This is a genomic window from Chitinophaga varians (assembly GCF_012641275.1).
GTDB lineage: Bacteria > Bacteroidota > Bacteroidia > Chitinophagales > Chitinophagaceae > Chitinophaga > Chitinophaga varians_A.
In genome coordinates this window covers 1,426,416-1,445,665 of sequence record NZ_JABAIA010000003.1, presented here as the reverse complement: position 1 = coordinate 1,445,665, position 19,250 = coordinate 1,426,416, and the positions used below count along the sequence as shown (strand labels likewise).

The following is a 19,250-nucleotide window of genomic DNA, read 5'->3' as shown; positions in this document are numbered from 1 at the left end:
TTTGCGCTTTCGTTTTTTAAACGATCCAGCCAGTTAGCGGACCAGGTATTATATGTCCGTGTACGTTATTTAGCACCTACAGGTTCGCCATATGCGGCTTCTATCGCTTTCAGGTCCAGCTTTTTCATCCGGAAGACAGCGTTCATCACCCGGCTGAGGCGTTCCTGGTCTTTGTCAACGAGCATTTCCGCGATCTGCACGGGAGCTACCTGCCAGGACAGGCCGAATTTATCTTTCAGCCAGCCGCACTGGTCCGCTTTGGGATCTCCGCCGGCACGCAGTTTATCCCAGTAGTAGTCTATCTCTTCCTGTGTCTGGCAATTCACCAGAAAGGAAATGGCCTCATTGAATTTGAAAAGTGGGCCGCCATTGAGGGCAATAAAGGTTTGTCCGTCGAGGGTGAACTCAACCGTCAGTACAGAACCGGCCGGCATGCCGTGTATCTCGTGCCCTGCCTCGGTGTAATGGGATATCCTGCCTATAGATGAATTAGGAAAGATCGATGTATAGAATTTAGCCGCTTCTTCGGCCTGGTGCTCAAACCATAAATGCGGTGAAATACGTTGTGAAATGATTTTGTTTGCCATAGTTTTTTATTTTAACAGCTAGTGAAATGGAGATTGTTTGATAACAACCTAAAGGTAAAAAGCCTTGTTGGGCCGGCAGGGGGTAGGGGGCGACTTTGTGAAGGGGTGTTTGCGACATCGGAGCAAATTCTTTATTTTCGACGGATGAACTGGCTGCCAACGAATAGGTATACCTTACTGAGCCCTCTTTCTCCCGATGAAGTGATGGCTGCATTGCAGGCGAATTTCTCCTCGTATGATCCCAAGTTTTATTGGTATACTGAGGGGATATTGAATCCGGACCTGCGTTTCACAGGCACGGTTAATGGTAATACTTTTGTTATCAGCAGGCTTAGTCAAAAACTCAAAAGAAAAGAATTAATAAGGGTAAAGGGAACCGTCAGTAAATCCTTGCACCAGACAGCCATCGACATGGAGGTGGATATCATACCGCAAGTAACCACCATGTTTATGGTATTTGTGTTGTTGACGGGAGGAGGAGCGGCTGCATTTCTGTTGTGGGCGCTGTTTGAATGGGCCACTATCGGAGACATTCGCCTGGGAAAGCTAATCTATGCGCTGGCGTTGTTGGTCATATGTGTGGTGATATTTGGCCGGTTCAGCTATGAAGATCGCCTTGCCCGGAAATTTATTAAACATATTTGTGAGGCACAATAATCATCCATGAAATTATTACCCATAGAACGTTATACGTTGTTAACCAAACTTTCTCCGGAAGAAATAAAAAAACTGCTGGAAGCTAATGTTGAGCCCAGCAAAAAGGGGCTGAGGACTACCATCGGCTGGTCTAAGCCTGTCACCGGCAAGCCTTATGAAGGGGTGGTGAAAAACAACCGCTTTGAGATCATCCGGATCATTGATTACAGAAACTCTTTCCTGCCGGTGATTACCGGTGATATCAGCAATGAGATCGTGCATACAGCTGTGAAGATCAGAATGACATTGTCTATTGTAGTGGCCGTGTTTATGACGTTTTGGATGGGAGGGGTTGCTATCGGTTTGATGGGATGTTTGGTTGAGATAGTCAACTGCATCCGTACGGGCAGCAAGTTTGAGCCACTTTTACTGATACCTTTCGGTATGTTGATCTTCGGGTACCTGCTGGTGACACTGGGCTTTCGAAGTGAAGCGTCCAAATCACGGAAGTTCCTGCAGGATTTGCTGCAGGGGTGGGAAGAGGGCAAATCCTGAGCGGACCACGAAAGCCCGGAGGCTTTCATGATCAACGATATTTATACCAGGAGCCGGTGTTGAACAGCAATACCTGTTCATCTTCCTGCACCCAGTCCTTTTCAATCAGTTTTTTCAGGCCCATATAAGTGGCGCTGCCTTCCGGGGAGAGCAGGATGCCTTCTGCCTCGGCAATTTCGGAGATGCCGGCTTCCATTTCCTCTTCGGTGACGGTCAGTGCTTTGCCGTCGCTTTGCCGGATCACTTCCTGCATCATGTCTTTTGCAAAAGGCTGTGGAACAGCCAGGCCATAAGCTATGGATGGATAACCGCTGAAGTCGTCCGGTAGGTTTCCGTTTTCGATGTACTGTACCATGGGAGCACAATTTTGAGATTGAATAATGATCATTCTGGGCAGCTTGCCGGTGATCCAGCCCAGCTGCTGCATTTCGCGGAAGGCTTTCCACATGCCTATCAGGCCGGTGCCGCCGCCGGTAGGATAGATGATCACATCGGGCAGCTGCCAGTGCAGCTGTTCGGCGATTTCATACCCCATTGTTTTTTTGCCTTCCAGGCGGTATGGTTCTTTTAAAGTAGACATGTCAAAGCCGCCGGTTTCCTGTACCAGCTGGCGCGCCATGCGCCCGCAACTATCTATCAGCCCGTCGGAGAGCAGCAGTTCCGCGCCATAGAGGCGGCATTCTTCCTGTAGTGTGACAGGGGTAAGCCGCGGCATGATCACCGTGGCTTTCATGCCCGCTTTGGCGCAATAGGCGCTTAAGGCGCCGCCTGCGTTGCCGGCGGAAGGAATGATGCAGTGCGTAATGCCAAATTCAAGCGCTTTGGATACCGCTACGCTGATGCCCCGGGCTTTGAAGGAGCCGGTCGGGTTCACACTTTCATCTTTTAGTAATACCTGCACGCCCGTCCGTGCGCTGAGGGTATGCAGGGTGGTCAACGGCGTGCCACCTTCCCCCAGGCTAACAATATGACGGGGATCAGCTACCGGCAGCATTTCGCGGTACCGCCAGATACTGTGGTCCCTTCCCTTGAGGAAATCAGGTGCAGGCAGGTCGCAGGAGTAAACAGCTGTCAGCGGCTGCTGGCAGCAGGTGGCGTATGACTGCAATACAGTAGCGTCGTATTGTTTGCCACAACGGGGACACTGCAAGGCAGTAAGGTGCGATATGTTTTTTCGGGTAAGTGTCATTCCTTGTAAATGTAGGAATGACCTATAACAAACAGCTGGTCGTTTTTGTTATAACCTATAACTATTGGTTATATATGCTTCTGGCGTAGCGAATCAGTTTTTTATTCAGTTCACTGGTCTCGCCTTTCCGCTGAATGAAATAAAAACTTCTTTCTATATGCAGTCCTTCAAATGAAATCTCGGTCAGGTCGCCCTGCTTCAACTCCTTGAACACAGAGCGTTTGGGCAGAAAGCCTATGCAGCCCGATTCTATCAGAAAATTCTTCAGCGCTTCGGTGCCGCCCAGCCGCGCTTTTACCTGTAGCGCGTCAATACCGGTCTTGTGTTTCTGTAAGGCGTCTTTCAAAGCCTCCAGCGTACCACTGCCACGTTCCCGCAGCGCTACCGGCATCCGCAGCACCTCCTTCAGCGGATAATGCCGCGTTTTGGAAAAGCCGCTTTTCCTGCCACAGACGGCAATCACCTGATCATTGATGAAAGGATGGTACACCACATTGGTCAACTTGCCCCGTCCTTCGATAATGCCCAGATTGATTTCCTGGTTCAGCAGCGCCTCCAGCACGATCTCGGCGTTACGGTTCAGCAGGTTGATCTCTACCTGCGGATATTCCTGCTGAAAAGCAGAAAGCACCTTCGGGAGGATGTACAACGCCACCGTAGTACTGGCGCCCAGCTTTAACAACCCTTTGGCCTGGTGCTTATCGCTGAACGCGGCCATCTCAAACTCTGTCTCCGCCTGTATATTGGCGACCTGCAACAAACGCTTCAACAAAAAACTGCCGGCATCTGTCAGCGATATTTGAATGCCTTTACGCTCAAACAACCGCGTTCTGTAATATTCTTCCAGGTACTTCACATGCTTGCTGATGGCCGGTTGAGAGATAAACAGCGTTTGGCTGGCCTTAGAGAAACTTTTCTCCCTGGCCACTTCAATAAAAACCTGATGGTGGGTGGAAAGCATAACGTATATCAATTACGAATGACGAATTACAAATTGAGGGCTGTATTTGTAATAACAAGTTACAGGATTAGTTGCCGCAGAAAAAAAATAAAAAAAATAAAACGTTTCCTACTTTTGTAAAACACAAAAAAATCTTCCCAACAAACTTTATGTCCACCCATCCCAGGAACGCTGTTCATGCGTTGCAGCACAAGCTGGCGTCGCTCGATCACCTGCGCGCATTCGCCATCTTCTTCGTCTTTTATTATCATTACCGCATCTTCCCGCATCCGGAATGGCTGGACACGCCGGCGCGGTTTGGATGGACAGGCGTGGACCTGTTTTTTGTGCTCAGCGGTTATCTCATAGCAGGGCAGCTGTTCAGAGAGGTGGCAGACACGGGGACGGTTAAACTGAAACCGTTTTATATCAAACGGTTTTTCCGGATCATCCCGCCATACCTGCTGGTGCTGGCATTGTATGTTTTGCTCCCTGTTTTCCGGGAGAAAGAAATGCTGCCTCCCTTGTGGAAGTTTCTCACTTTCACGCAGAACTTCGGCTTAAATCTCAAAACACATGGAACGTTCTCGCATGCCTGGTCGTTGTGCGTAGAGGAACAGTTTTATATCGTGTTTCCCTGTCTGCTTGCACTGTTGCTGTATGTAAAAGCCGGCCGCAGGGCTTTCTGGCTGATACCGCTGCTTTTTGCCGGCGGCTTTTATTGTCGTTGGTGGATATATACGCAGCAGGTGGCGCCGCTCAGCGACAGTCCCAACTTTTGGGTGGTATGGTACCGGGCTATTTATTATCCGGTTTACAACAGGCTGGACGGCTTACTGGCAGGCGTGTCCATCGCGGCGCTCTTTCAGTTCAGGCCATTGGCGAAGGAGTGGGCCAACCGTTATGCCAACCTGCTTTTCCCGGCAGGGCTGGCCTTGCTGGCCGCCGCCTGGTTTATAACGGAAGATAGTCTTTCCCCTGTAGCGACCGTATATGGTTTCCCGTTAGTGTCTGTTGGCTACGGCCTGATAGTGGCCGCGGCGGTATGCCCGCGTTGCTGGCTGTACCGGATCAACTCACGTGTCACGACGTTGATTGCCACACTGTCCTATGCTATTTACCTGAGCCACAAAGGCGTAATACATGTCACCCAGGAGCTGGCAGGGACGCTCGGCCTCGCCAAAAACAGCGGCTGGATGATGTTGTTATGCACCATTACCTGTATACTGGCAGCTTGGTTGATACGTATCCTGATAGAGAAGCCGGCGCTGAAGATGCGGGACCGTGTGCTGGGACGGGCAACCGTTGCCTACAACGCGCAGGGATTAGAAAAGAAAGTGGCCTGACGGGCGTCAATCGGCAATCTTGCCATCTACCAAATGAATAATTTTATCAGAACGTCGGGCAAAATCATCATCATGCGTAACGGTGAGGATGGTTTGTCCACGTTCTGAAGACAGCTGCCGGAAGAGATCGAACACGATGGCGGCATTCTGGCTGTCCAGATTGCCTGTCGGCTCATCGCCCATAATGATCAGCGGTTCGTTGATCAATGCCCGGGCAATGGCCACTCTTTGCTGCTGACCGCCGGAAAGCATGGACGCCCGTTTGGTGGCTTGCTCGTCTACCCCCAACAGTTTTAAGAGGTCCATGGCCCGGTGTTCTATCTCATCAGGAGCATAACGGGCCAGCTTCAGGGCAGGCAGCATCACATTGCGGAGCGCACTGAATTCGGGCAACAGATAATGGAACTGGAATACAAAGCCAATATGATGGTTGCGGAAGTCTGCCAGCCACCGGTTACGTTTGCCTTGCATCTCTTCACCATTGATACGGATGCTGCCTTCAAAAGCCGTGTCCATAGTGGACAACAGATAGAGCAGCGTGGATTTGCCGCTGCCCGATTTACCGGTGATGGAGACAAAATGGCCTTTTTCTATATCCAGACTGACGTCCGTCAGCACCTGCATTTTGGAGGGCTGGTAAAAATATTTGTTGATGTTCCTTACTTCAATCAGGTTCATGGTCATCCTCTTAAAATAGTGATCGGATCTACGCCGGCAGCTTTGCGCGATGGCAGGTAACCGGCAAGGGTAGTGGTGAGAATACCGAAGGTGAAACCGGTAACATAGTACACAGCACTAAAGCTCACCGGCAGATGGTCAAGGGTGATCATGACATCGCTTTTATACGGCATTTTAGAAATACCATAGGCCGCCAGAAAACCGAACACCAGTCCCATTAACGCACCGGTGATACCGATGATAAGCGCCTGTACCAGGAATATCCACCGGATGTCCGTATCGGAAAAGCCCATCGCTTTCAGAATGGCAATATCTTTCATCTTCTCATAAATCATCATGGTAAGAATGTTAAAGATGCCAAAACCCGCTACCAGTAATATGGTGGTGGCTACGCCATAAACGATCATTTTCCGCAGGGCGTCGCCTTCCAGCAGCGCGGAGTTGTCCTGTTTCCAGTCCGAGCCGTGAAAGCCGTACTTGGCCTGTAATTCCTTCGACATGGCCGGCGCCAGCTCCATATCATGTAATTTAATCTTGATGTCGGTGATATAGGAAACCGGCACTTCGAGGAAACGCTGGACGGTATTGAGACTGGCGTAACTCTGCTGTTTGTCGATGTCCGTAAGGCCGGTCTTGAAAATGCCCACTACCTTCACGGAAAAGTTGTTGCCCTTTTCTGTCGTCACTTCCAGCCGGTCGCCGGTTTTTACATTGAGCCGCCGCGCCAGCCCTACGCCCACCACGATGCTGTTAGGGAGGGTAGACAGTTCTCTGAAGCTGCCATCCACCAGTTTAGACTGCAGGTTGAACAAAGCATTCTCCTGTTCAAAACGGATACCGTTGATCGTACCATTGATACTGCTGGAGCCGAGGCGGTAGAACACCTGGGTGCTGACGGACCCGGAAACCGCGGTTACCCGCGGGTCCTGCTGCAATGCCTGTACTATCTGCGGCCCGTCTTTCAGGTTCAGCAGGATGTCTTTTGGTTTTACATGGCTGACCATATTGATGGTGCCAGGCTCGGCGCGGTCCAGTATATTGGAAGGGGCGGTCTGTATCTCGTTGTACAGGCGCAGATGTGGTGATTGTTCAAACGCGACCGCCTGTACGAAATCATTGGAGCCTTGTATAAAGCTGACCATAAAAATGAACACCGTGATACCAAAGGTGACGCCTGCGGTGGCAATCACCGTTTGTTTTAACCGCGCACGCATGTGCGTGAAGGCAATGGTTGCTGCCAGTTTGATATTGGTGAATATTTTCATTTTCCTTCTTTTGTGGCGATCACGTCGCCTGCTTTCAGACCGGATTTTACTTCTACCCAGTCGCCATTGCGGATGCCGGTGACAATGGCGGTTTTATGTAGTTCTTTGCCTTGCTGCAGGTATACGCTGTCGCCTTTCATCAGATAATCGGAAGGTATTACCAGTGCGTTGATGCGTTCCCGTATGAGAATGTTGGCTTCCACTGATGATTGTGGGTAAAAGAGGGCGGTATCCTGTACGGCCGCTTCCACCTGGAAGCTGCGGCTTTCTTTTTGCAGCAGCGGAATGATCTTGTTGACAGTGGCTTCGAACTGTTTGCCCTTGTACACATCGGTTTCAAAGTATACTTTCTGACCGGTCCGTATCTTGCTGATATCGCGTTCGTCGACCAGCAGTTCCAGTTTGAATTGCCCCGGCAGGCCCACCATGACGATAGGGGCATTGAGCTGGGCAAGTTCGCCTGTTTTCAGGTATACTTTATATACACGCCCGTTGACAGGACTTTTCAGCACTTTTCCTTCGCGGCTTTGTGTAGTGGCGGTCAGTTGTTGCCGTGCCTGCAGCAGTTTGCCGGAAAGATCACTTTGCAATGTCTGGTACTGGTCTTGCAGCGTTTTATATTCCGTGGCGCTGGTGGCGGCCTGTACACGGGCCTGTTCGGCGTCTTTCTCGGATACGGCTTTGCTTCGTGCCAGCTCCGTATATCTGTCAGCGTTAAGCGCGTCCTGTTCCTGTTTGGTTTTGGCCAGCGCGATGCGGCTCCTGAGTTCTGTCAGTGCGGCGGACTGTTCCTGCGCATTGCTGCCGGCCAGCGCCACCTGCCGTTGCAGTATGTCTACCTGCTCCAGTTGACCGGGAGTGCCCAGTACGGCCAGCACTTCGTTTTGATGCACGGTATCGCCCTCTTTTACCATTACTTTGAGCAGCAGGTCGGCGGAATTGGCTTTCAGGAAATAGTAGGCTTCAGGCATGATTTCTCCGGAAGCATATACTGCTTCATTCAGCGTGCGGGATTGCACAGTATAACTGGCGGTTTTAGATTTGCAGGCGGCGAACAGTAAGGTCATCCCTGCGATGGAGAGCAATGTTTTCATGCAGATCTTTATTGATGTTGCAGATAGTTGAGTTCAGTGTAATGTTTATAGAAGTCTGTACGCGCGTCGTTAAGTTTGGCCTGTGCGTCGTAGAGGTCCTGTTGTATCTGTTTCAGTTGTATCATATCGATGATGCCCTTGTTGATCTTCTGTTTGCTGAGGGCTTCATTTTCCTGTGCCAGCGCGATATTTTCCTTTTGCAGTTGAATGTCGCCGGAAGCTTTTTCAAGCAGCAGTTTTTCCTGGCGGTATTTCTTTTCCTGCTCCGATTCGTATTGTTTAAAACGGCTGGATGCGGCCAGCCATTGTGCTTTCATGCTGCGCGGTTTGGCGGAAAAGTTAGACCATGATAACGGAAAACGCAGTTCTACGCCCGCGAAGCCTACCGTAAACCAGGGCGAACGGGTGATGAAATCCATCTTGTCGCCAAACCCCTGCTGCTGGTAAGAACCCTTAAAATGCAGGCTGGGATAGTAGTTGGCCCGGGTGTTATGATATTCCTGAGCGGCCACGGCTACTTTCAATTGCTCGGTTTCATAGTCGGGCAACTGTGAAGTACGGTAGTCGTTGATCTCGAGCGGCAGTAACGGACTGGTGGACTGGGTCGTCAACTGGCTGTCCAGCGGAAAGCCCATCCAGAATTTAAGATCGAGGTAAGCCTCCTGTAGTGAAACGCCGGCCTGCTGTACCGCCTGCTGTCTGTTTTTCAGCAATGTGGCAGACTGATTGAACGCAATTTTATCTGTCAGCCCTTTATCAAATTGTAGTTTGATCAGGTCGTGAATCTGCTGATAGTTGCTGTACAGCTGTTGCGCTACGGTGAGATAATCCTGTTGCAGTTGTGTGCTGTAATAGGCTATGCATATGTTTTTCTGCAGGGAACGCTGTAAGGACCGGTATTCGCTGGCGCCGGCCTGTTGTTGTAACCTGGCCAGTTTGATGGCCTGCCAGGTTTTTACGTCTACCAGTGGCAGATTGGCTTCAGCGCCATAGTTGCCCATCCAGGGGGTGCCCATGCGGACCGGCACAAAGGTACCGGCTGGCTGGTTGACCAGCTCACCGGGAAATACCTGCACGGGAATCTTCCAGTAATTGTTTACCGCTGCGGTGACCGAAACGTCCGGGAGAAGTTTGGCGGTGGCGGCTTTGCGGTCTTCTTCCGCGGCAGCGGCGGATTGCGCTTTACTCAGCAGTTCCTGGTTGTGGGTGCCGGCATAGTCAAGGCACTGTTGCAGACTCAGGGCAGTCGTAGGTTGACCGGTGTCTTTCTCAGGCATGGTCTGTCCGTCTGCTACCCGGAAAGGGATAGCCAGCAACAGTAATAGGATACCTGTTTTCATCTTAAACGTTTATTATTCTTTTAGTTCTGAACTTAGAGAACCAATCGCGGCAAAAAAAAGCCCCTTATGAATGGGCCTTGTTAAGTGCGATGGTGCGTTTCCATCTTTCCAGGATGAGCGGCAGTTCCACCAGCATCATTTTATAGAGCAGGGAAACATCCCCTAACTCCTGGTTAAGCTCATCATCAGTTTGACGCATGGACCTGATTTCATCCAAAATCTCAAAAAACATTTTAATCCTCGCGGTGAGCGTATCTTCATTGAACATAGAAGTCACATTAGGAGAGAAATAGCGTTTTCTTTGCCCACCCACGGTTTTAGACGAAATCATCCTCGCTGATTCCAGCATTTTAATAGCGTTGGACACCGCACTTTTGCTGACCCTAAAATACTCCACGATCTGTTCAAACGTTGCTTCATGGCCTTCACACAGTAACAGGTAAATATATGTCCGTGCCGCCACCGGAGTAAGGCCAAGGCCTTCCATGGCAACACTCAGTTTCTCTATCCTGTCTCTGTATTTTTCCAATGCTGTTGTTTTTGTCAACACAAAGTTGAAAAAATAAAGTTGGTTCTCCAAATAAAGAACCAACTTTATTTTCCCTGATAATGGCATTAAATCGCTTCTACACTGGTTAATCCCTTCTCTACAGCGGTTTCTTTGGTGGCAGACAAGCCGGCGCCTTCTATTCGGTAGGTAGTAATATCTGTAATGCCTACAAAACCCAATACATACCGGAGGTATGGTTCGGCAAAATCATACGGGCGCATCGGGCCTTCTGAATAAATGCCATTGGAAGCAATGGCGAGGTACACCTTTTTGCCGGTCAGCTGCCCGACAAACCCTCCGTCCTGGTAGTTCACCGTTTTACCGGGCCGTACAATGTGGTCTACCCATGCTTTGAGCGGCGCAGGCAGATTAAAATTGTAAAGCGGTACGCCAATCACAATAATATCAGCCTCCTGCATTTGGGCAATGGTCGTATCGGACGCTTCCAGCAATGCCTGTTGTTCGGAAGTAAGCGCCGCGGAAGGGGTACGGTAGGCATCTACCAACTCCTTATGCAACCATTGCCAGGACTGCCCGGCCACATTGTTAACCACTACTTCCTTGTCCGGATTCCGCTGTTGCAGCCTTTCAACAATGCGGTTGCCCAGCAGTATGCTATTGGAGGCGTCTCCGCGTGCACTGGATATGATATGCAAGATGTTTCCCATGATTTGTTTTTTTAGATATTTTTGTTCAACAAGAACTTTTTTGCGGTACAAAAATACCTGCCTTTAAAAGCTATACTATCAACATAACCTGTAGGTTAGTGCTAACCTGCGGGATAGTAAATCCGGATATATGGAAACAATAATTTGCGCAGAAAAATGCCAGAGCATGGTCCCCGCAGCGGAAGACACCTTGTATATTATTGCCGGCAAATGGAAAGTGCGCATCATTATCGCGCTGACCGGGGGAGACAAACGGTTCAATGAACTGCAACGGACCTTATCAGGTATCTCCGCCAGGGTGTTGTCCAACGAATTGAAAGACCTGGAACTGAATGGCCTTGTCAGCAGAAAAATACTGGATGACGGCACTATCCTCTATGTCCGCAATGACTATGCAGACTCGCTGAAAAACGTGATGAAGGAATTGGTGCAATGGGGACTGGAGCACAAACAAAAAATACGGAACCGGGAAATCTGACCGGAAAAAACTGACCATGATAAGACCTGAAATTATTATCGCCGTAAAAGACGTGGAGAAAAGCTCCGCGTGGTACCAACACCTGCTGGGCTGCGAAAGCCGCCATGGCGGCAGCACCTTCGAAATCCTCGCCGACCCCGGAGATGACACCGTTGTGTTATGCCTGCACAAATGGGCCGCACACGGACATCCAACCATGACAGATCCAACCCCGACACCAGGCAACGGATTGATTCTCTTTTTCCGGGTGGCAGCTTTCGAAGAAGCATGGAAGAAAGCACAACAACTGAAAGCCGTTGTGGAAGAGCCCCCGCATATAAACAACAACTCCGGCAGAAATGAATTCTCATTGAGAGATCCGGACGGATATTACGTATCTGTCACGGATTAATATGCATTGCAAACGTCCCAGGGCTGAAGCCCAGGGCTGTGATTAGTTATTGGGTTTCTTTCAATTTTGGGCTCTTTCGTTTAAAGCTCAGGCATTAAATGCCATCCAACATAAACGATTGAGTTCCTAATGCTAAAGAACCTGAACAACAAATCGTAGCCCAGGGCTTCAGCCCTGGGACGTTGTTTGAATATTGCCGATACGCGTTTAAATTATTTCCCCAGAAACTCTTCCAGTATACGGTTGAATTCCTCCGGACGCTCCATCATCGGGGCATGGCCACATGCCGGCAATATGACCAGTTGCGCCTGTGGCAGCAGCGATGCAAATTCACGGGCCACTTCCAGCGGGGTAATACGGTCATCATCTCCCCAAATCAATAACGTCGGGGTAGTTATTTCAGGTAAAAGGGGCGCAACGTAATTACGGTTGGCGGACTTGGCGTTTTGTACAATACGCAGGCACTTGACACGGTCCCTGGTGATCTTAAACACTTCTTCTACCAGGGCATCAGTGGCTATGGCGGGATCATGGAAGGTATAGGCTACCCGTTCCCGGATATATTCATAATTGCCCCGTTTGGGATAGCTGCCCATACTGTTGTTTTCGTACAAACCGGAACTGCCGGTCAATACCAGCTGCGATACTTTATCGGGATGCCGGTGCGTAAAAAGGACGGCCACATGGCCGCCGAGGGAATTGCCAATGATGACCGGCTTTTCCAGCTGATGTTGTTGGATATATTTTTCCAGGGAATGAACGAGGTAGCTGAGATTGTCTTCCTTGTGCTGATCAAAAATAGGCAGTAACGGAATGTGAATGTCATAGCGTGATTCAAAATGCTGTATAACACCTTTCCAGTTGCTAAGCCCGCCGAAAAGTCCGTGTAATAAAATCATGCTTTGCTTCATATGATTATTTTTTTGAAGCAAAATTATCAGTTCGTTCTTTCAGCGTCCGTGATCTCAATCACAAAAGTTGCGGGACTGGTCCAGCAGGTATAAACGCGCTCTGCTCAAGGCTTCGCGGCTGGTGTAGAGGTAGCGGGCGATATTGGTGAGGGATATTTTCTGGATAATGGCGGGTCGCCTTTCCAGCAGGAAACGATACCGCTGCAGCGGCGTTTTCAGCGAAAGGATGTACTGGTGCTCCGACTGCTGTTCAGACAACTCCTGGAACAACTGCAGATTGACATGCAGCAGGTTCATATGCAGATCGTACAGCGGCTGCAGTTTTTTGATGTTCATACGCAATATCACCGCGTCTTCCATAGCGGTGATGCTGACTGCTGACGGTGCTTTCTTATTATAGCTCTCACAGTTGGCGAGGAAGTCGTCTGCAAAACCAAAGCGCACTATTTTTTCATTGCCCTCCTCATCGAGGATAGAAAACTTAAACATGCCGGAGAGAACAAAAGCGGAGTAGCGGGCCACTTTACCATAACGCAGAAAAGACTCTCCTTTGCGGATATGTTTTACTACAGCTATGGAGTCCAGCAGTTGCCATTCTTCCGGCGTCACCACCGGGTACTTTTTCATCAGCCGCTGATACCAGGATGGAAGCTCATAAGTTGTCATGGCGTAAAAATAATGGAAAATTACGGGAATTATCAGCAGCTGCTTTTGGCTAGCCTGATGATGTCTTTTCCGTTGATGATCTGCCGGGGATAGTCCAGCAGCGTAACATTCACCATCGCCTGGCCCAGTTCCCGCAGCGTGCAGAAATAATTGGGCTGTATGATCCTGCCCACGGGGTACAGCCAGTTGATGAAACGGTAAAAGGTATGGGTGTTTTTGAGCCCTTTGGTGGGTCTGATGAAGCCTGGCCGGAAAGCATATACTTTCCCGAATGGCAGCTTCATCAGGTCGTTTTCAGTTTTCCCCTTTACCCGTGCCCAGGCACGACGGCCTTTCTCTGTGCTGTCTGTTCCGGCGCCCGACACATAGCAGAAAACCATACCGCTGTTCTGTTCGCTCAGTACACCGGCGACCCGCATGGTAAGGGTATAGGTGAGATGATAATAGGCATCCTGACTGATGCCGATGGAAGATACGCCCAGGCAGAAATAGCAGGCATCATAGCCCCGGAGCTGCTCTGCAATAGGAGACAGCTCCAGGAAATCGTGATGAATAAGCTCTGTTAATTTGGGATGACTGACGCCACTGGGCTTGCGGCTGATCACCAGTACGCGCGCTACCTGTGGGTGATGCAGGCATTCATGAAGCACTCCTTCACCCACCATACCGCTGGCACCGGTAACAATCACTTTCAGTTGCCGGAGTTCGTTCATGGTGATGTTTTATATACAGTAAGTTAATAGCTTTTGGCCAGTTGCCCAAATCAACGCACCAGCGGTTGTTAAAAGGGCTTTTGTGCCATGTCGTGATCAGGTTGCCCAGCGTAAAGAATATTTGTTTATACTCCTTTTTATTCCATTTTTGCAGGCATGGAGAACAAACTGAAATTTATCATAGAGCGGTTGCTGGGCAGGAAATTACAACCGGAAGACGGCGTCAGCGCAGCGGAAATAACGGAAGCGGAAAAAAAGTCAGGCAGTCCTTTGCCACCTGTGCTACAATCTTTTTACCGGCTGGCCGGCAAAGAAGAAACCGTGATGGACAGCTTCCAGCATTTTACACCGCTGGAAACGCTTTTCACAGAAGGGGACAAACTGGTTTTCCTGGAAGAAAATCAGGGTGTATGTGTATGGGGCATCGCCTTGAATGAAACGGCCAGTGACCAGGCTACCGTATATCAATGCCCATATCCGGATGATAAATGGTACGCGGAAGATGATACGTTGACCGCTTTTCTCGAAGCAGTCCTGTACTACCAGTTTGCACAGGGCGGCTACGAATGGGTGAGCGCCCTCTATACTGGCATGGATGATAAGGAAATAGCGATGGTATTGGAAGACGCGCAGCATTGGGAGAAGGTGGTCAACCAACCTGGTAATCTGATCATCTACTGGTACCAGGATACCCTGGTATGGTATTTTCCCGATAAGGAAGGAGGTGTCAGTGAAACACTCTTTGCTTCCTGCCGCACAGAAGACGCCCTGGCGTATATGGAAGACCGTTACAGCTTTAAAGAATTATAAATTCCCCGCAATCCTGCCCAGCTGTTGAAGCTTGCGCTGCAACTGATCTGACCAGGGCATGCCTATCGCTATCCGAAGGCAATTGTCAAACTGCTGTTGCAGCGTAAACATCCGCCCCGGCGAAATACTGATCTTCTGCCGGATGGCCTGCTCATAAAGCTCTGTCGCATCAATGTCTTTGCATAGCTCCACCCAGAGCGACAGTCCCCCTTGCGGCCGCGATATGCGGGTGCCTTCGGGAAAATGGGCAGCTATTGTATTCGTATAGCGGATGCAGTTAGTATGCAATGTATCCCTTAACTTACGCAGGTGCAGGTCATAACCGCCGTTTTCCAGAAACGTGGCAATAGCCTCCTGGGTAAGGGGAGAGGTGGACAACATATGTACGTATTTCATCCGGAGCAGCTGCTCCTTATAACGGCCGGGCGATACCCAGCCGACGCGGTAGCCTGGTGCCAGTGTTTTGGAAACAGAACTGCACCACAATACATTCCCCGTTTTGTCAAAAGCTTTGCAGGTGGAAGGCCGGGAGGCGCCAAAATACAGGTCGCTATACAGGTCGTCTTCTATCAATGGAACATTGTGCTGGTCCAGCAACTGTACAACGGCTTTTTTATGCGCGTCCGGCATGCAACAGCCCAACGGCGTACTGAAATTGGGCACCAGCAGACACAGGTTGATATCCTTAACGACAGCCTTTAGTGCTTTCAGGTCGATACCCGTTTGCGGGTCAGTAGGCAGTTCCAATACCCGCAATCCCATGCTCTGTGCCAATTGCAGGATACCTGAAAACAGCGGGCTCTCGGTAACAATGGTATCGCCGGGTTTGGTCAGGGCCAGCATACAGAGACTAATAGCATTCATACCTCCACAGGTGGTGATGATATCATCGGGAGATAGACTGCCACCCCACATAAAACTGCGTCTGGCCACGGCCTGGCGTAATTTTTCGTTGCCGGGCAACGGCTCATAACCGGTACTGCTGTCTTTCAGTTCGCGGGACGCTTTTAATAAACATTTGTTGAGCTTGGCCACAGGCAATAGCTCTGGTGCCGGCACGCCAACGGAAAAAAACGTCACACCTTTGCGCTCCGTTTCGCCATATATTTTACTGATCAGTTGATGAGGGATGGACCGGCTGTCTTTTCCGGATGGTTTGCTGGCAGCAGGTAAGGGCAACTGCCGGAGACTTGTTTGGGCAACGAAGTAGCCGGATTGCGGTTTGGAGGTGATCAACGCTTTGCTTTCCAGATCAAGATATACCCGTTTGGCGGTGTTCATGCTGATACCCTGTTCCTGGCAGATAGTACGGATGGAAGGCAGTTTGTCGCCCGGCTTTAATACGCCGCCACGGATCAATTGTGTGATTTTCTGTGCTATCTGTTGATAGATATAGTCCTTCTTCATAATTCCCCGTTTATTAACTGTATCTATCAAAAATACAAAAACTGTAACTGTGTCCATGCGCTGTTTTTTCCCATTTTTGTTAAAACTTTTTCAGATGGAGATAAAAACAGGAGCCGCGCAAATGGACCTCGCGGCAATACATCAGTTCCTGCAAAACGATTCCTACTGGGCCAAAGGGATCGATTTTGATATAGTAAAAGCATCGCTGGAAAACTCTTTTTGTGTCGGCGTGTTCCTGGACAACAAGCAGGTTGCTTTTGCCCGCGTCATCACAGACTACCATACGTTTGGCTGGGTGGCAGATGTGTTTGTGTTGCCTGATTACCGGGGCAGGGGTATTTCCAAAAGTATGATGGGTTTTCTGACAGATCAGCCCTGGGTGGGAAAACTGCGCCGGTTCATGCTGAGCACGCGCGACGCACATGAGTTGTACCGTGGATATGGTTTCAGGAGCCCGGGCAATGCGGCATCCATAATGGAGGTACACCGGCCGGACGTCTATCTTAAACGCACGTCCGAAGAAGCGTCCCATGTGTCCGGATAAAAAAAACGGGGAAACTGGTGATGCACCAATTTCCCCGGAAAGGTCATGAGATTAATCAGCGGTTAATCTTTACGCAAAGGTATCAGATTACGAACACCGTTGTCCTGCAGGTATAATCCTGCCCAGGTGAGTACGCCCATCACTACTGCGAACCAAAACGGCTGCGCCACACGGATCATAATGGCCACGGCGCCGCCAAGGTAAGCCGTGATCAGAATGGCGCCCAGTACGGCTGTACGGGGAATAGCATACAGAATGGTAGCGACCAGCAGTACAAAACCAATGAATTGTACCTGTGAAGCCGGCCATCCCAGGGCTACAGAGCCTTCCATGGAGTATTTATTCTGGATCACTTTCATAATCGCATCAAACAGCATAAAAAGAATTACGATGATACTGATCACTTTGCCGGTGATGCGTACTGATTTGGTAGGAGCTGTTATCGTTGTCATGTGTGTAGTTTTTTGTGTAGGTTTTAATGAATAGTAAATTTTTCTGTTTGCCAATCGCCATCAAATCTTTCCGGAAATCCTTGTGGTGATTGACTGATACAAAAGTAGTGTCAATTGCGATAACGTATGTTGTGTGAATCCGACATTCTTAGGGGGTGTTTGCGGCGAAGTGTAAAATGAGACAGCAGCAGTATACTGCTGCTGTCTCATTTTGAAAAAGATAAAAGGGGGAAACGCTTAACAGTGGCTCTCTGCCAGTACTGCAGCAATGTGCTCGCTGGAAAAAGTAACTTCATCTCCCTGCTGTATTGTTTTTACATGTCGGGTGGGAGAGAGCAGAATACCTTTGTACTGATGGGCTTCCACGGCCGTGACTCTCGCCAGCAGCCGCTCTGCTTTGCGGCCGGAGGTACTGAAACCATAAACGAAAAAAAGACACACCGTGTCGCCGTGGGTCAAACGGGATAACTCTTCTGCGGCGGGTTTACTGAATACTCCGGGATTTTCTGCAAGGATCGCGGATACGTTCTCGAACTGTATTGACGCCATATGGTTAAATTGATTATTGGTTGCTGCGACGAGGAATTATTCTAAGATAGGAATAATTTAGGAATTTTCTGATGTACGATTTTTTGATTTGAAAGCGACCTGATCAACCTCATATCAAAAAACCGTACATCAGAAAAAATGGCTCAACGGTCTACCGGCGTGGAGGCGTGTATGTAAAAAAGACCGTCGAAAATCTCCGGCCAGATACCTTTCGTCGGGATAAAGTCAAACAGGGTGGCCTGTTGTTTTTGCTGCAACCAGCCCTTGGCGGTGCGGTAGTCTGTAAACGCCTGTGCATAGCCGCTGGCATCGAGCTGTCCCTCCACGCTGCCCGGCACTACAGGCGGTACGTTAGCGGTTTGACCGTTATTAAAGTCAATGTAAGTTCCGGTAGAACCGGAGAAGCCGATAACATACGCTGCTTTGCCGAAATGTTTGCTCACCGTGGCGCCCATAGGCACATATGTTTGCAGGAAAGGTATGGGCTTGTCATTAGCGTCTGTTAGCTGACTGGTATTTTTGGAGATGTGGATGTTATGTGCCCACACGATAATTTTTTTACCAGGGAAGGCTTTCTCGGCCAGCCAGATAAAATTTTCTGCCATCTGCTTGTCGCGCACGCTTAGCTCATTGCCGGTCACAAGGCCCCAGTAACGCAATGCCTGCGACTCGATACTTTCGGTGATTTTTAACCAGAAACCGGGAGAGGCAGTGAAGTGTGCAGGGTTGTCCGCTTCTTTGGACAACGTGGCTTTGAGCTTATTCAGTACTTTGAAAAACGTTTCCTGTTCCGCAGCGGCAGGCCTGTACTGGTTGGAGGCAAAGGTGGCCAGGGCAACACGCTGAAACAGTTGCCAGCTGCTGTCCGGAAGGGAGATATGTTTTTGTTGCAGGAATTGGTCAAAATCGGGGAATAGCTTCGTCTTGGCAAATTCGCCGGAATGCTGGCTCTCGAAACCGGTCACGACGAGCGGCGTACGGCTCTTCACGTTTGCCTGAATGTAGTCATGCAGGGGCTGCATCTGTTTGCTGGTGGCATACATGAAGAACAGGCTGCCTATGACTTCTTTGGAAAACTGTCCGCCTTTGACGGTGTTGTCCCAGATACGGGCGCAGTCGTACAGACCACTTTCAAATGCCAGCACTTCAAATCCCATCTTTTCATGCAGGAATTTAATAAGCCGTGTTTTGGCGAGAAACGTAGTGGCTTCTCCGTGTGTCTGTTCCCCGAGCAGCACTATCCTGGAGCGGCCGATAGCGGCGCGGAGCGGCTCCAGGTCTGCATAGCGGTCGTCCGACGGATCTATGGAACGGACCTCAACGGCGTTGGGAATATGGGGCGCCTGTGCGGCGGCTGTCTGGTTGTAGAGCGCGAAGGCCAGTAACAATGGCCGGAGGGATTTGCGTATAAGCATAACTGTTAGTGCATAAAATGATGTGCCAGGAAGTCGGCCTGCCCGTTTAAAAGTACTATCGGGCCA

At 49.8% G+C, this 19,250-nt stretch carries 23 protein-coding genes; 7 read left to right on the top strand and 16 right to left on the bottom strand.

What is annotated here, in order from left to right; all coding sequences use genetic code 11:
* Positions 1-65: 65 nt before the first annotated feature.
* The gene (locus HGH92_RS28490) at positions 66-587 is read right to left on the bottom strand and encodes a VOC family protein (RefSeq protein WP_168874212.1); all 522 of its coding nucleotides are present in this window, start codon (positions 585-587) and stop codon (positions 66-68) included.
* A gap of 21 nt (positions 588-608) precedes the next feature.
* Here HGH92_RS28490 and HGH92_RS28485 point away from each other — a divergent pair, with 21 nt between their 5' ends.
* Entirely contained in the window at positions 609-1,244 is a 636-nt protein-coding gene (locus tag HGH92_RS28485; protein WP_168874211.1) for a hypothetical protein, read from the top strand.
* A 6-nt stretch (positions 1,245-1,250) separates the two neighbouring features.
* Positions 1,251-1,778 (top strand): hypothetical protein, encoded by a 528-nt coding sequence (locus HGH92_RS28480; protein WP_168874210.1) that lies wholly within the window; start codon positions 1,251-1,253, stop codon positions 1,776-1,778.
* Positions 1,779-1,809: 31 nt separating this feature from the next.
* On the opposite strand, the gene HGH92_RS28475 is transcribed toward HGH92_RS28480, so the two are convergent.
* Positions 1,810-2,967 carry a threonine synthase gene (locus HGH92_RS28475; protein WP_168874209.1) on the bottom strand — a complete coding sequence of 386 codons (1,158 nt, stop codon included), beginning with the start codon at positions 2,965-2,967 and terminating at the stop codon, positions 1,810-1,812.
* Positions 2,968-3,028: 61 nt separating this feature from the next.
* Complete coding sequence (locus HGH92_RS28470; protein WP_168874208.1) at positions 3,029-3,928, bottom strand: LysR family transcriptional regulator; 900 nt, start codon at positions 3,926-3,928, stop codon at positions 3,029-3,031.
* 149 nt (positions 3,929-4,077) lie between these two features.
* Between HGH92_RS28470 and HGH92_RS28465 the strand changes: the two genes are divergently transcribed.
* On the top strand, positions 4,078-5,253 hold the full coding sequence (locus HGH92_RS28465) for an acyltransferase family protein (protein WP_168874207.1): 1,176 nt from the start codon (positions 4,078-4,080) through the stop codon (positions 5,251-5,253).
* A gap of 6 nt (positions 5,254-5,259) precedes the next feature.
* On the opposite strand, the gene HGH92_RS28460 is transcribed toward HGH92_RS28465, so the two are convergent.
* From HGH92_RS28460 to HGH92_RS28435, 6 genes are all read right to left on the bottom strand, one after another.
* Entirely contained in the window at positions 5,260-5,931 is a 672-nt protein-coding gene (locus tag HGH92_RS28460; protein WP_247655065.1) for an ABC transporter ATP-binding protein, read from the bottom strand.
* A 2-nt stretch (positions 5,932-5,933) separates the two neighbouring features.
* Positions 5,934-7,196, bottom strand: coding sequence for an ABC transporter permease (locus HGH92_RS28455; RefSeq protein ID WP_211092770.1), 1,263 nt, complete (start codon positions 7,194-7,196; stop codon positions 5,934-5,936).
* Positions 7,193-8,290 carry an efflux RND transporter periplasmic adaptor subunit gene (locus HGH92_RS28450; protein ID WP_168874205.1) on the bottom strand — a complete coding sequence of 366 codons (1,098 nt, stop codon included), beginning with the start codon at positions 8,288-8,290 and terminating at the stop codon, positions 7,193-7,195. The genes HGH92_RS28455 and HGH92_RS28450 overlap by 4 nt, the downstream gene beginning before the upstream one ends.
* A gap of 8 nt (positions 8,291-8,298) precedes the next feature.
* Positions 8,299-9,630, bottom strand: coding sequence for a TolC family protein (locus HGH92_RS28445; RefSeq protein ID WP_168874204.1), 1,332 nt, complete (start codon positions 9,628-9,630; stop codon positions 8,299-8,301).
* A gap of 64 nt (positions 9,631-9,694) precedes the next feature.
* Positions 9,695-10,159 carry a GbsR/MarR family transcriptional regulator gene (locus HGH92_RS28440; RefSeq protein WP_168874203.1) on the bottom strand — a complete coding sequence of 155 codons (465 nt, stop codon included), beginning with the start codon at positions 10,157-10,159 and terminating at the stop codon, positions 9,695-9,697.
* Positions 10,160-10,245: 86 nt separating this feature from the next.
* The gene (locus tag HGH92_RS28435) at positions 10,246-10,848 is read right to left on the bottom strand and encodes an FMN-dependent NADH-azoreductase (protein WP_168874201.1); all 603 of its coding nucleotides are present in this window, start codon (positions 10,846-10,848) and stop codon (positions 10,246-10,248) included.
* Positions 10,849-10,978: 130 nt separating this feature from the next.
* On the opposite strand from HGH92_RS28435, the gene HGH92_RS28430 reads away from it, so the two are divergent.
* Together HGH92_RS28430 and HGH92_RS28425 are read left to right on the top strand one after the other, a co-directional pair.
* On the top strand, positions 10,979-11,326 hold the full coding sequence (locus HGH92_RS28430; RefSeq protein ID WP_168874199.1) for a winged helix-turn-helix transcriptional regulator: 348 nt from the start codon (positions 10,979-10,981) through the stop codon (positions 11,324-11,326).
* 16 nt (positions 11,327-11,342) lie between these two features.
* Entirely contained in the window at positions 11,343-11,717 is a 375-nt protein-coding gene (locus HGH92_RS28425) for a VOC family protein (protein ID WP_168874197.1), read from the top strand.
* Positions 11,718-11,929: 212 nt separating this feature from the next.
* Here the strand turns inward: HGH92_RS28425 and HGH92_RS28420 are convergent, their stop codons facing one another.
* The 3 genes from HGH92_RS28420 to HGH92_RS28410 are packed head-to-tail and all read right to left on the bottom strand — an operon-like array spanning position 11,930 to position 14,007.
* On the bottom strand, positions 11,930-12,628 hold the full coding sequence (locus tag HGH92_RS28420; protein ID WP_168874195.1) for an alpha/beta fold hydrolase: 699 nt from the start codon (positions 12,626-12,628) through the stop codon (positions 11,930-11,932).
* A gap of 54 nt (positions 12,629-12,682) precedes the next feature.
* Positions 12,683-13,294 (bottom strand): Crp/Fnr family transcriptional regulator, encoded by a 612-nt coding sequence (locus HGH92_RS28415; protein WP_168874193.1) that lies wholly within the window; start codon positions 13,292-13,294, stop codon positions 12,683-12,685.
* 32 nt (positions 13,295-13,326) lie between these two features.
* Positions 13,327-14,007 carry an NAD-dependent epimerase/dehydratase family protein gene (locus HGH92_RS28410; RefSeq protein WP_168874192.1) on the bottom strand — a complete coding sequence of 227 codons (681 nt, stop codon included), beginning with the start codon at positions 14,005-14,007 and terminating at the stop codon, positions 13,327-13,329.
* A gap of 156 nt (positions 14,008-14,163) precedes the next feature.
* Between HGH92_RS28410 and HGH92_RS28405 the strand changes: the two genes are divergently transcribed.
* Entirely contained in the window at positions 14,164-14,817 is a 654-nt protein-coding gene (locus HGH92_RS28405; protein WP_168874191.1) for a hypothetical protein, read from the top strand.
* Here the strand turns inward: HGH92_RS28405 and HGH92_RS28400 are convergent.
* A complete protein-coding gene (locus HGH92_RS28400; RefSeq protein ID WP_168874190.1) occupies positions 14,812-16,224 on the bottom strand; it encodes a PLP-dependent aminotransferase family protein in 1,413 nt (470 codons plus the stop codon). The two genes, HGH92_RS28405 and HGH92_RS28400, sit on opposite strands and share 6 nt — an antisense overlap.
* A gap of 94 nt (positions 16,225-16,318) precedes the next feature.
* Here HGH92_RS28400 and HGH92_RS28395 point away from each other — a divergent pair, with 94 nt between their 5' ends.
* The gene (locus tag HGH92_RS28395) at positions 16,319-16,768 is read left to right on the top strand and encodes a GNAT family N-acetyltransferase (protein WP_168874189.1); all 450 of its coding nucleotides are present in this window, start codon (positions 16,319-16,321) and stop codon (positions 16,766-16,768) included.
* 62 nt (positions 16,769-16,830) lie between these two features.
* Here the strand turns inward: HGH92_RS28395 and HGH92_RS28390 are convergent, their stop codons facing one another.
* The 3 genes from HGH92_RS28390 to HGH92_RS28380 form a co-directional block, all read right to left on the bottom strand.
* Positions 16,831-17,220 carry a DoxX family protein gene (locus tag HGH92_RS28390; RefSeq protein WP_168874188.1) on the bottom strand — a complete coding sequence of 130 codons (390 nt, stop codon included), beginning with the start codon at positions 17,218-17,220 and terminating at the stop codon, positions 16,831-16,833.
* Positions 17,221-17,457: 237 nt separating this feature from the next.
* Complete coding sequence (locus HGH92_RS28385; RefSeq protein ID WP_168874187.1) at positions 17,458-17,769, bottom strand: hypothetical protein; 312 nt, start codon at positions 17,767-17,769, stop codon at positions 17,458-17,460.
* A gap of 143 nt (positions 17,770-17,912) precedes the next feature.
* Positions 17,913-19,184 carry an erythromycin esterase family protein gene (locus HGH92_RS28380; protein WP_168874186.1) on the bottom strand — a complete coding sequence of 424 codons (1,272 nt, stop codon included), beginning with the start codon at positions 19,182-19,184 and terminating at the stop codon, positions 17,913-17,915.
* Positions 19,185-19,250: the final 66 nt, after the last annotated feature.

Bases quoted from the DNA above. Each gene is read 5' to 3' on its own strand.
- HGH92_RS28490 (WP_168874212.1), bottom strand. From the start codon at position 587: ATGGCAAACAAAATCATTTCACAACGTATTTCACCGCATTTATGGTTT.
- HGH92_RS28480 (WP_168874210.1), top strand. From the start codon at position 1,251: ATGAAATTATTACCCATAGAACGTTATACGTTGTTAACCAAACTTTCT.
- HGH92_RS28475 (WP_168874209.1), bottom strand. From the start codon at position 2,967: ATGACACTTACCCGAAAAAACATATCGCACCTTACTGCCTTGCAGTGT.
- HGH92_RS28470 (WP_168874208.1), bottom strand. From the start codon at position 3,928: ATGCTTTCCACCCACCATCAGGTTTTTATTGAAGTGGCCAGGGAGAAA.
- HGH92_RS28465 (WP_168874207.1), top strand. From the start codon at position 4,078: ATGTCCACCCATCCCAGGAACGCTGTTCATGCGTTGCAGCACAAGCTG.
- HGH92_RS28460 (WP_247655065.1), bottom strand. From the start codon at position 5,931: ATGAACCTGATTGAAGTAAGGAACATCAACAAATATTTTTACCAGCCC.
- HGH92_RS28455 (WP_211092770.1), bottom strand. From the start codon at position 7,196: ATGAAAATATTCACCAATATCAAACTGGCAGCAACCATTGCCTTCACG.
- HGH92_RS28450 (WP_168874205.1), bottom strand. From the start codon at position 8,290: ATGAAAACATTGCTCTCCATCGCAGGGATGACCTTACTGTTCGCCGCC.
- HGH92_RS28445 (WP_168874204.1), bottom strand. From the start codon at position 9,630: ATGAAAACAGGTATCCTATTACTGTTGCTGGCTATCCCTTTCCGGGTA.
- HGH92_RS28435 (WP_168874201.1), bottom strand. From the start codon at position 10,848: ATGGGAAACATCTTGCATATCATATCCAGTGCACGCGGAGACGCCTCC.
- HGH92_RS28430 (WP_168874199.1), top strand. From the start codon at position 10,979: ATGGAAACAATAATTTGCGCAGAAAAATGCCAGAGCATGGTCCCCGCA.
- HGH92_RS28425 (WP_168874197.1), top strand. From the start codon at position 11,343: ATGATAAGACCTGAAATTATTATCGCCGTAAAAGACGTGGAGAAAAGC.
- HGH92_RS28420 (WP_168874195.1), bottom strand. From the start codon at position 12,628: ATGAAGCAAAGCATGATTTTATTACACGGACTTTTCGGCGGGCTTAGC.
- HGH92_RS28415 (WP_168874193.1), bottom strand. From the start codon at position 13,294: ATGACAACTTATGAGCTTCCATCCTGGTATCAGCGGCTGATGAAAAAG.
- HGH92_RS28410 (WP_168874192.1), bottom strand. From the start codon at position 14,007: ATGAACGAACTCCGGCAACTGAAAGTGATTGTTACCGGTGCCAGCGGT.
- HGH92_RS28405 (WP_168874191.1), top strand. From the start codon at position 14,164: ATGGAGAACAAACTGAAATTTATCATAGAGCGGTTGCTGGGCAGGAAA.
- HGH92_RS28400 (WP_168874190.1), bottom strand. From the start codon at position 16,224: ATGAAGAAGGACTATATCTATCAACAGATAGCACAGAAAATCACACAA.
- HGH92_RS28395 (WP_168874189.1), top strand. From the start codon at position 16,319: ATGGAGATAAAAACAGGAGCCGCGCAAATGGACCTCGCGGCAATACAT.
- HGH92_RS28390 (WP_168874188.1), bottom strand. From the start codon at position 17,220: ATGACAACGATAACAGCTCCTACCAAATCAGTACGCATCACCGGCAAA.
- HGH92_RS28385 (WP_168874187.1), bottom strand. From the start codon at position 17,769: ATGGCGTCAATACAGTTCGAGAACGTATCCGCGATCCTTGCAGAAAAT.
- HGH92_RS28380 (WP_168874186.1), bottom strand. From the start codon at position 19,184: ATGCTTATACGCAAATCCCTCCGGCCATTGTTACTGGCCTTCGCGCTC.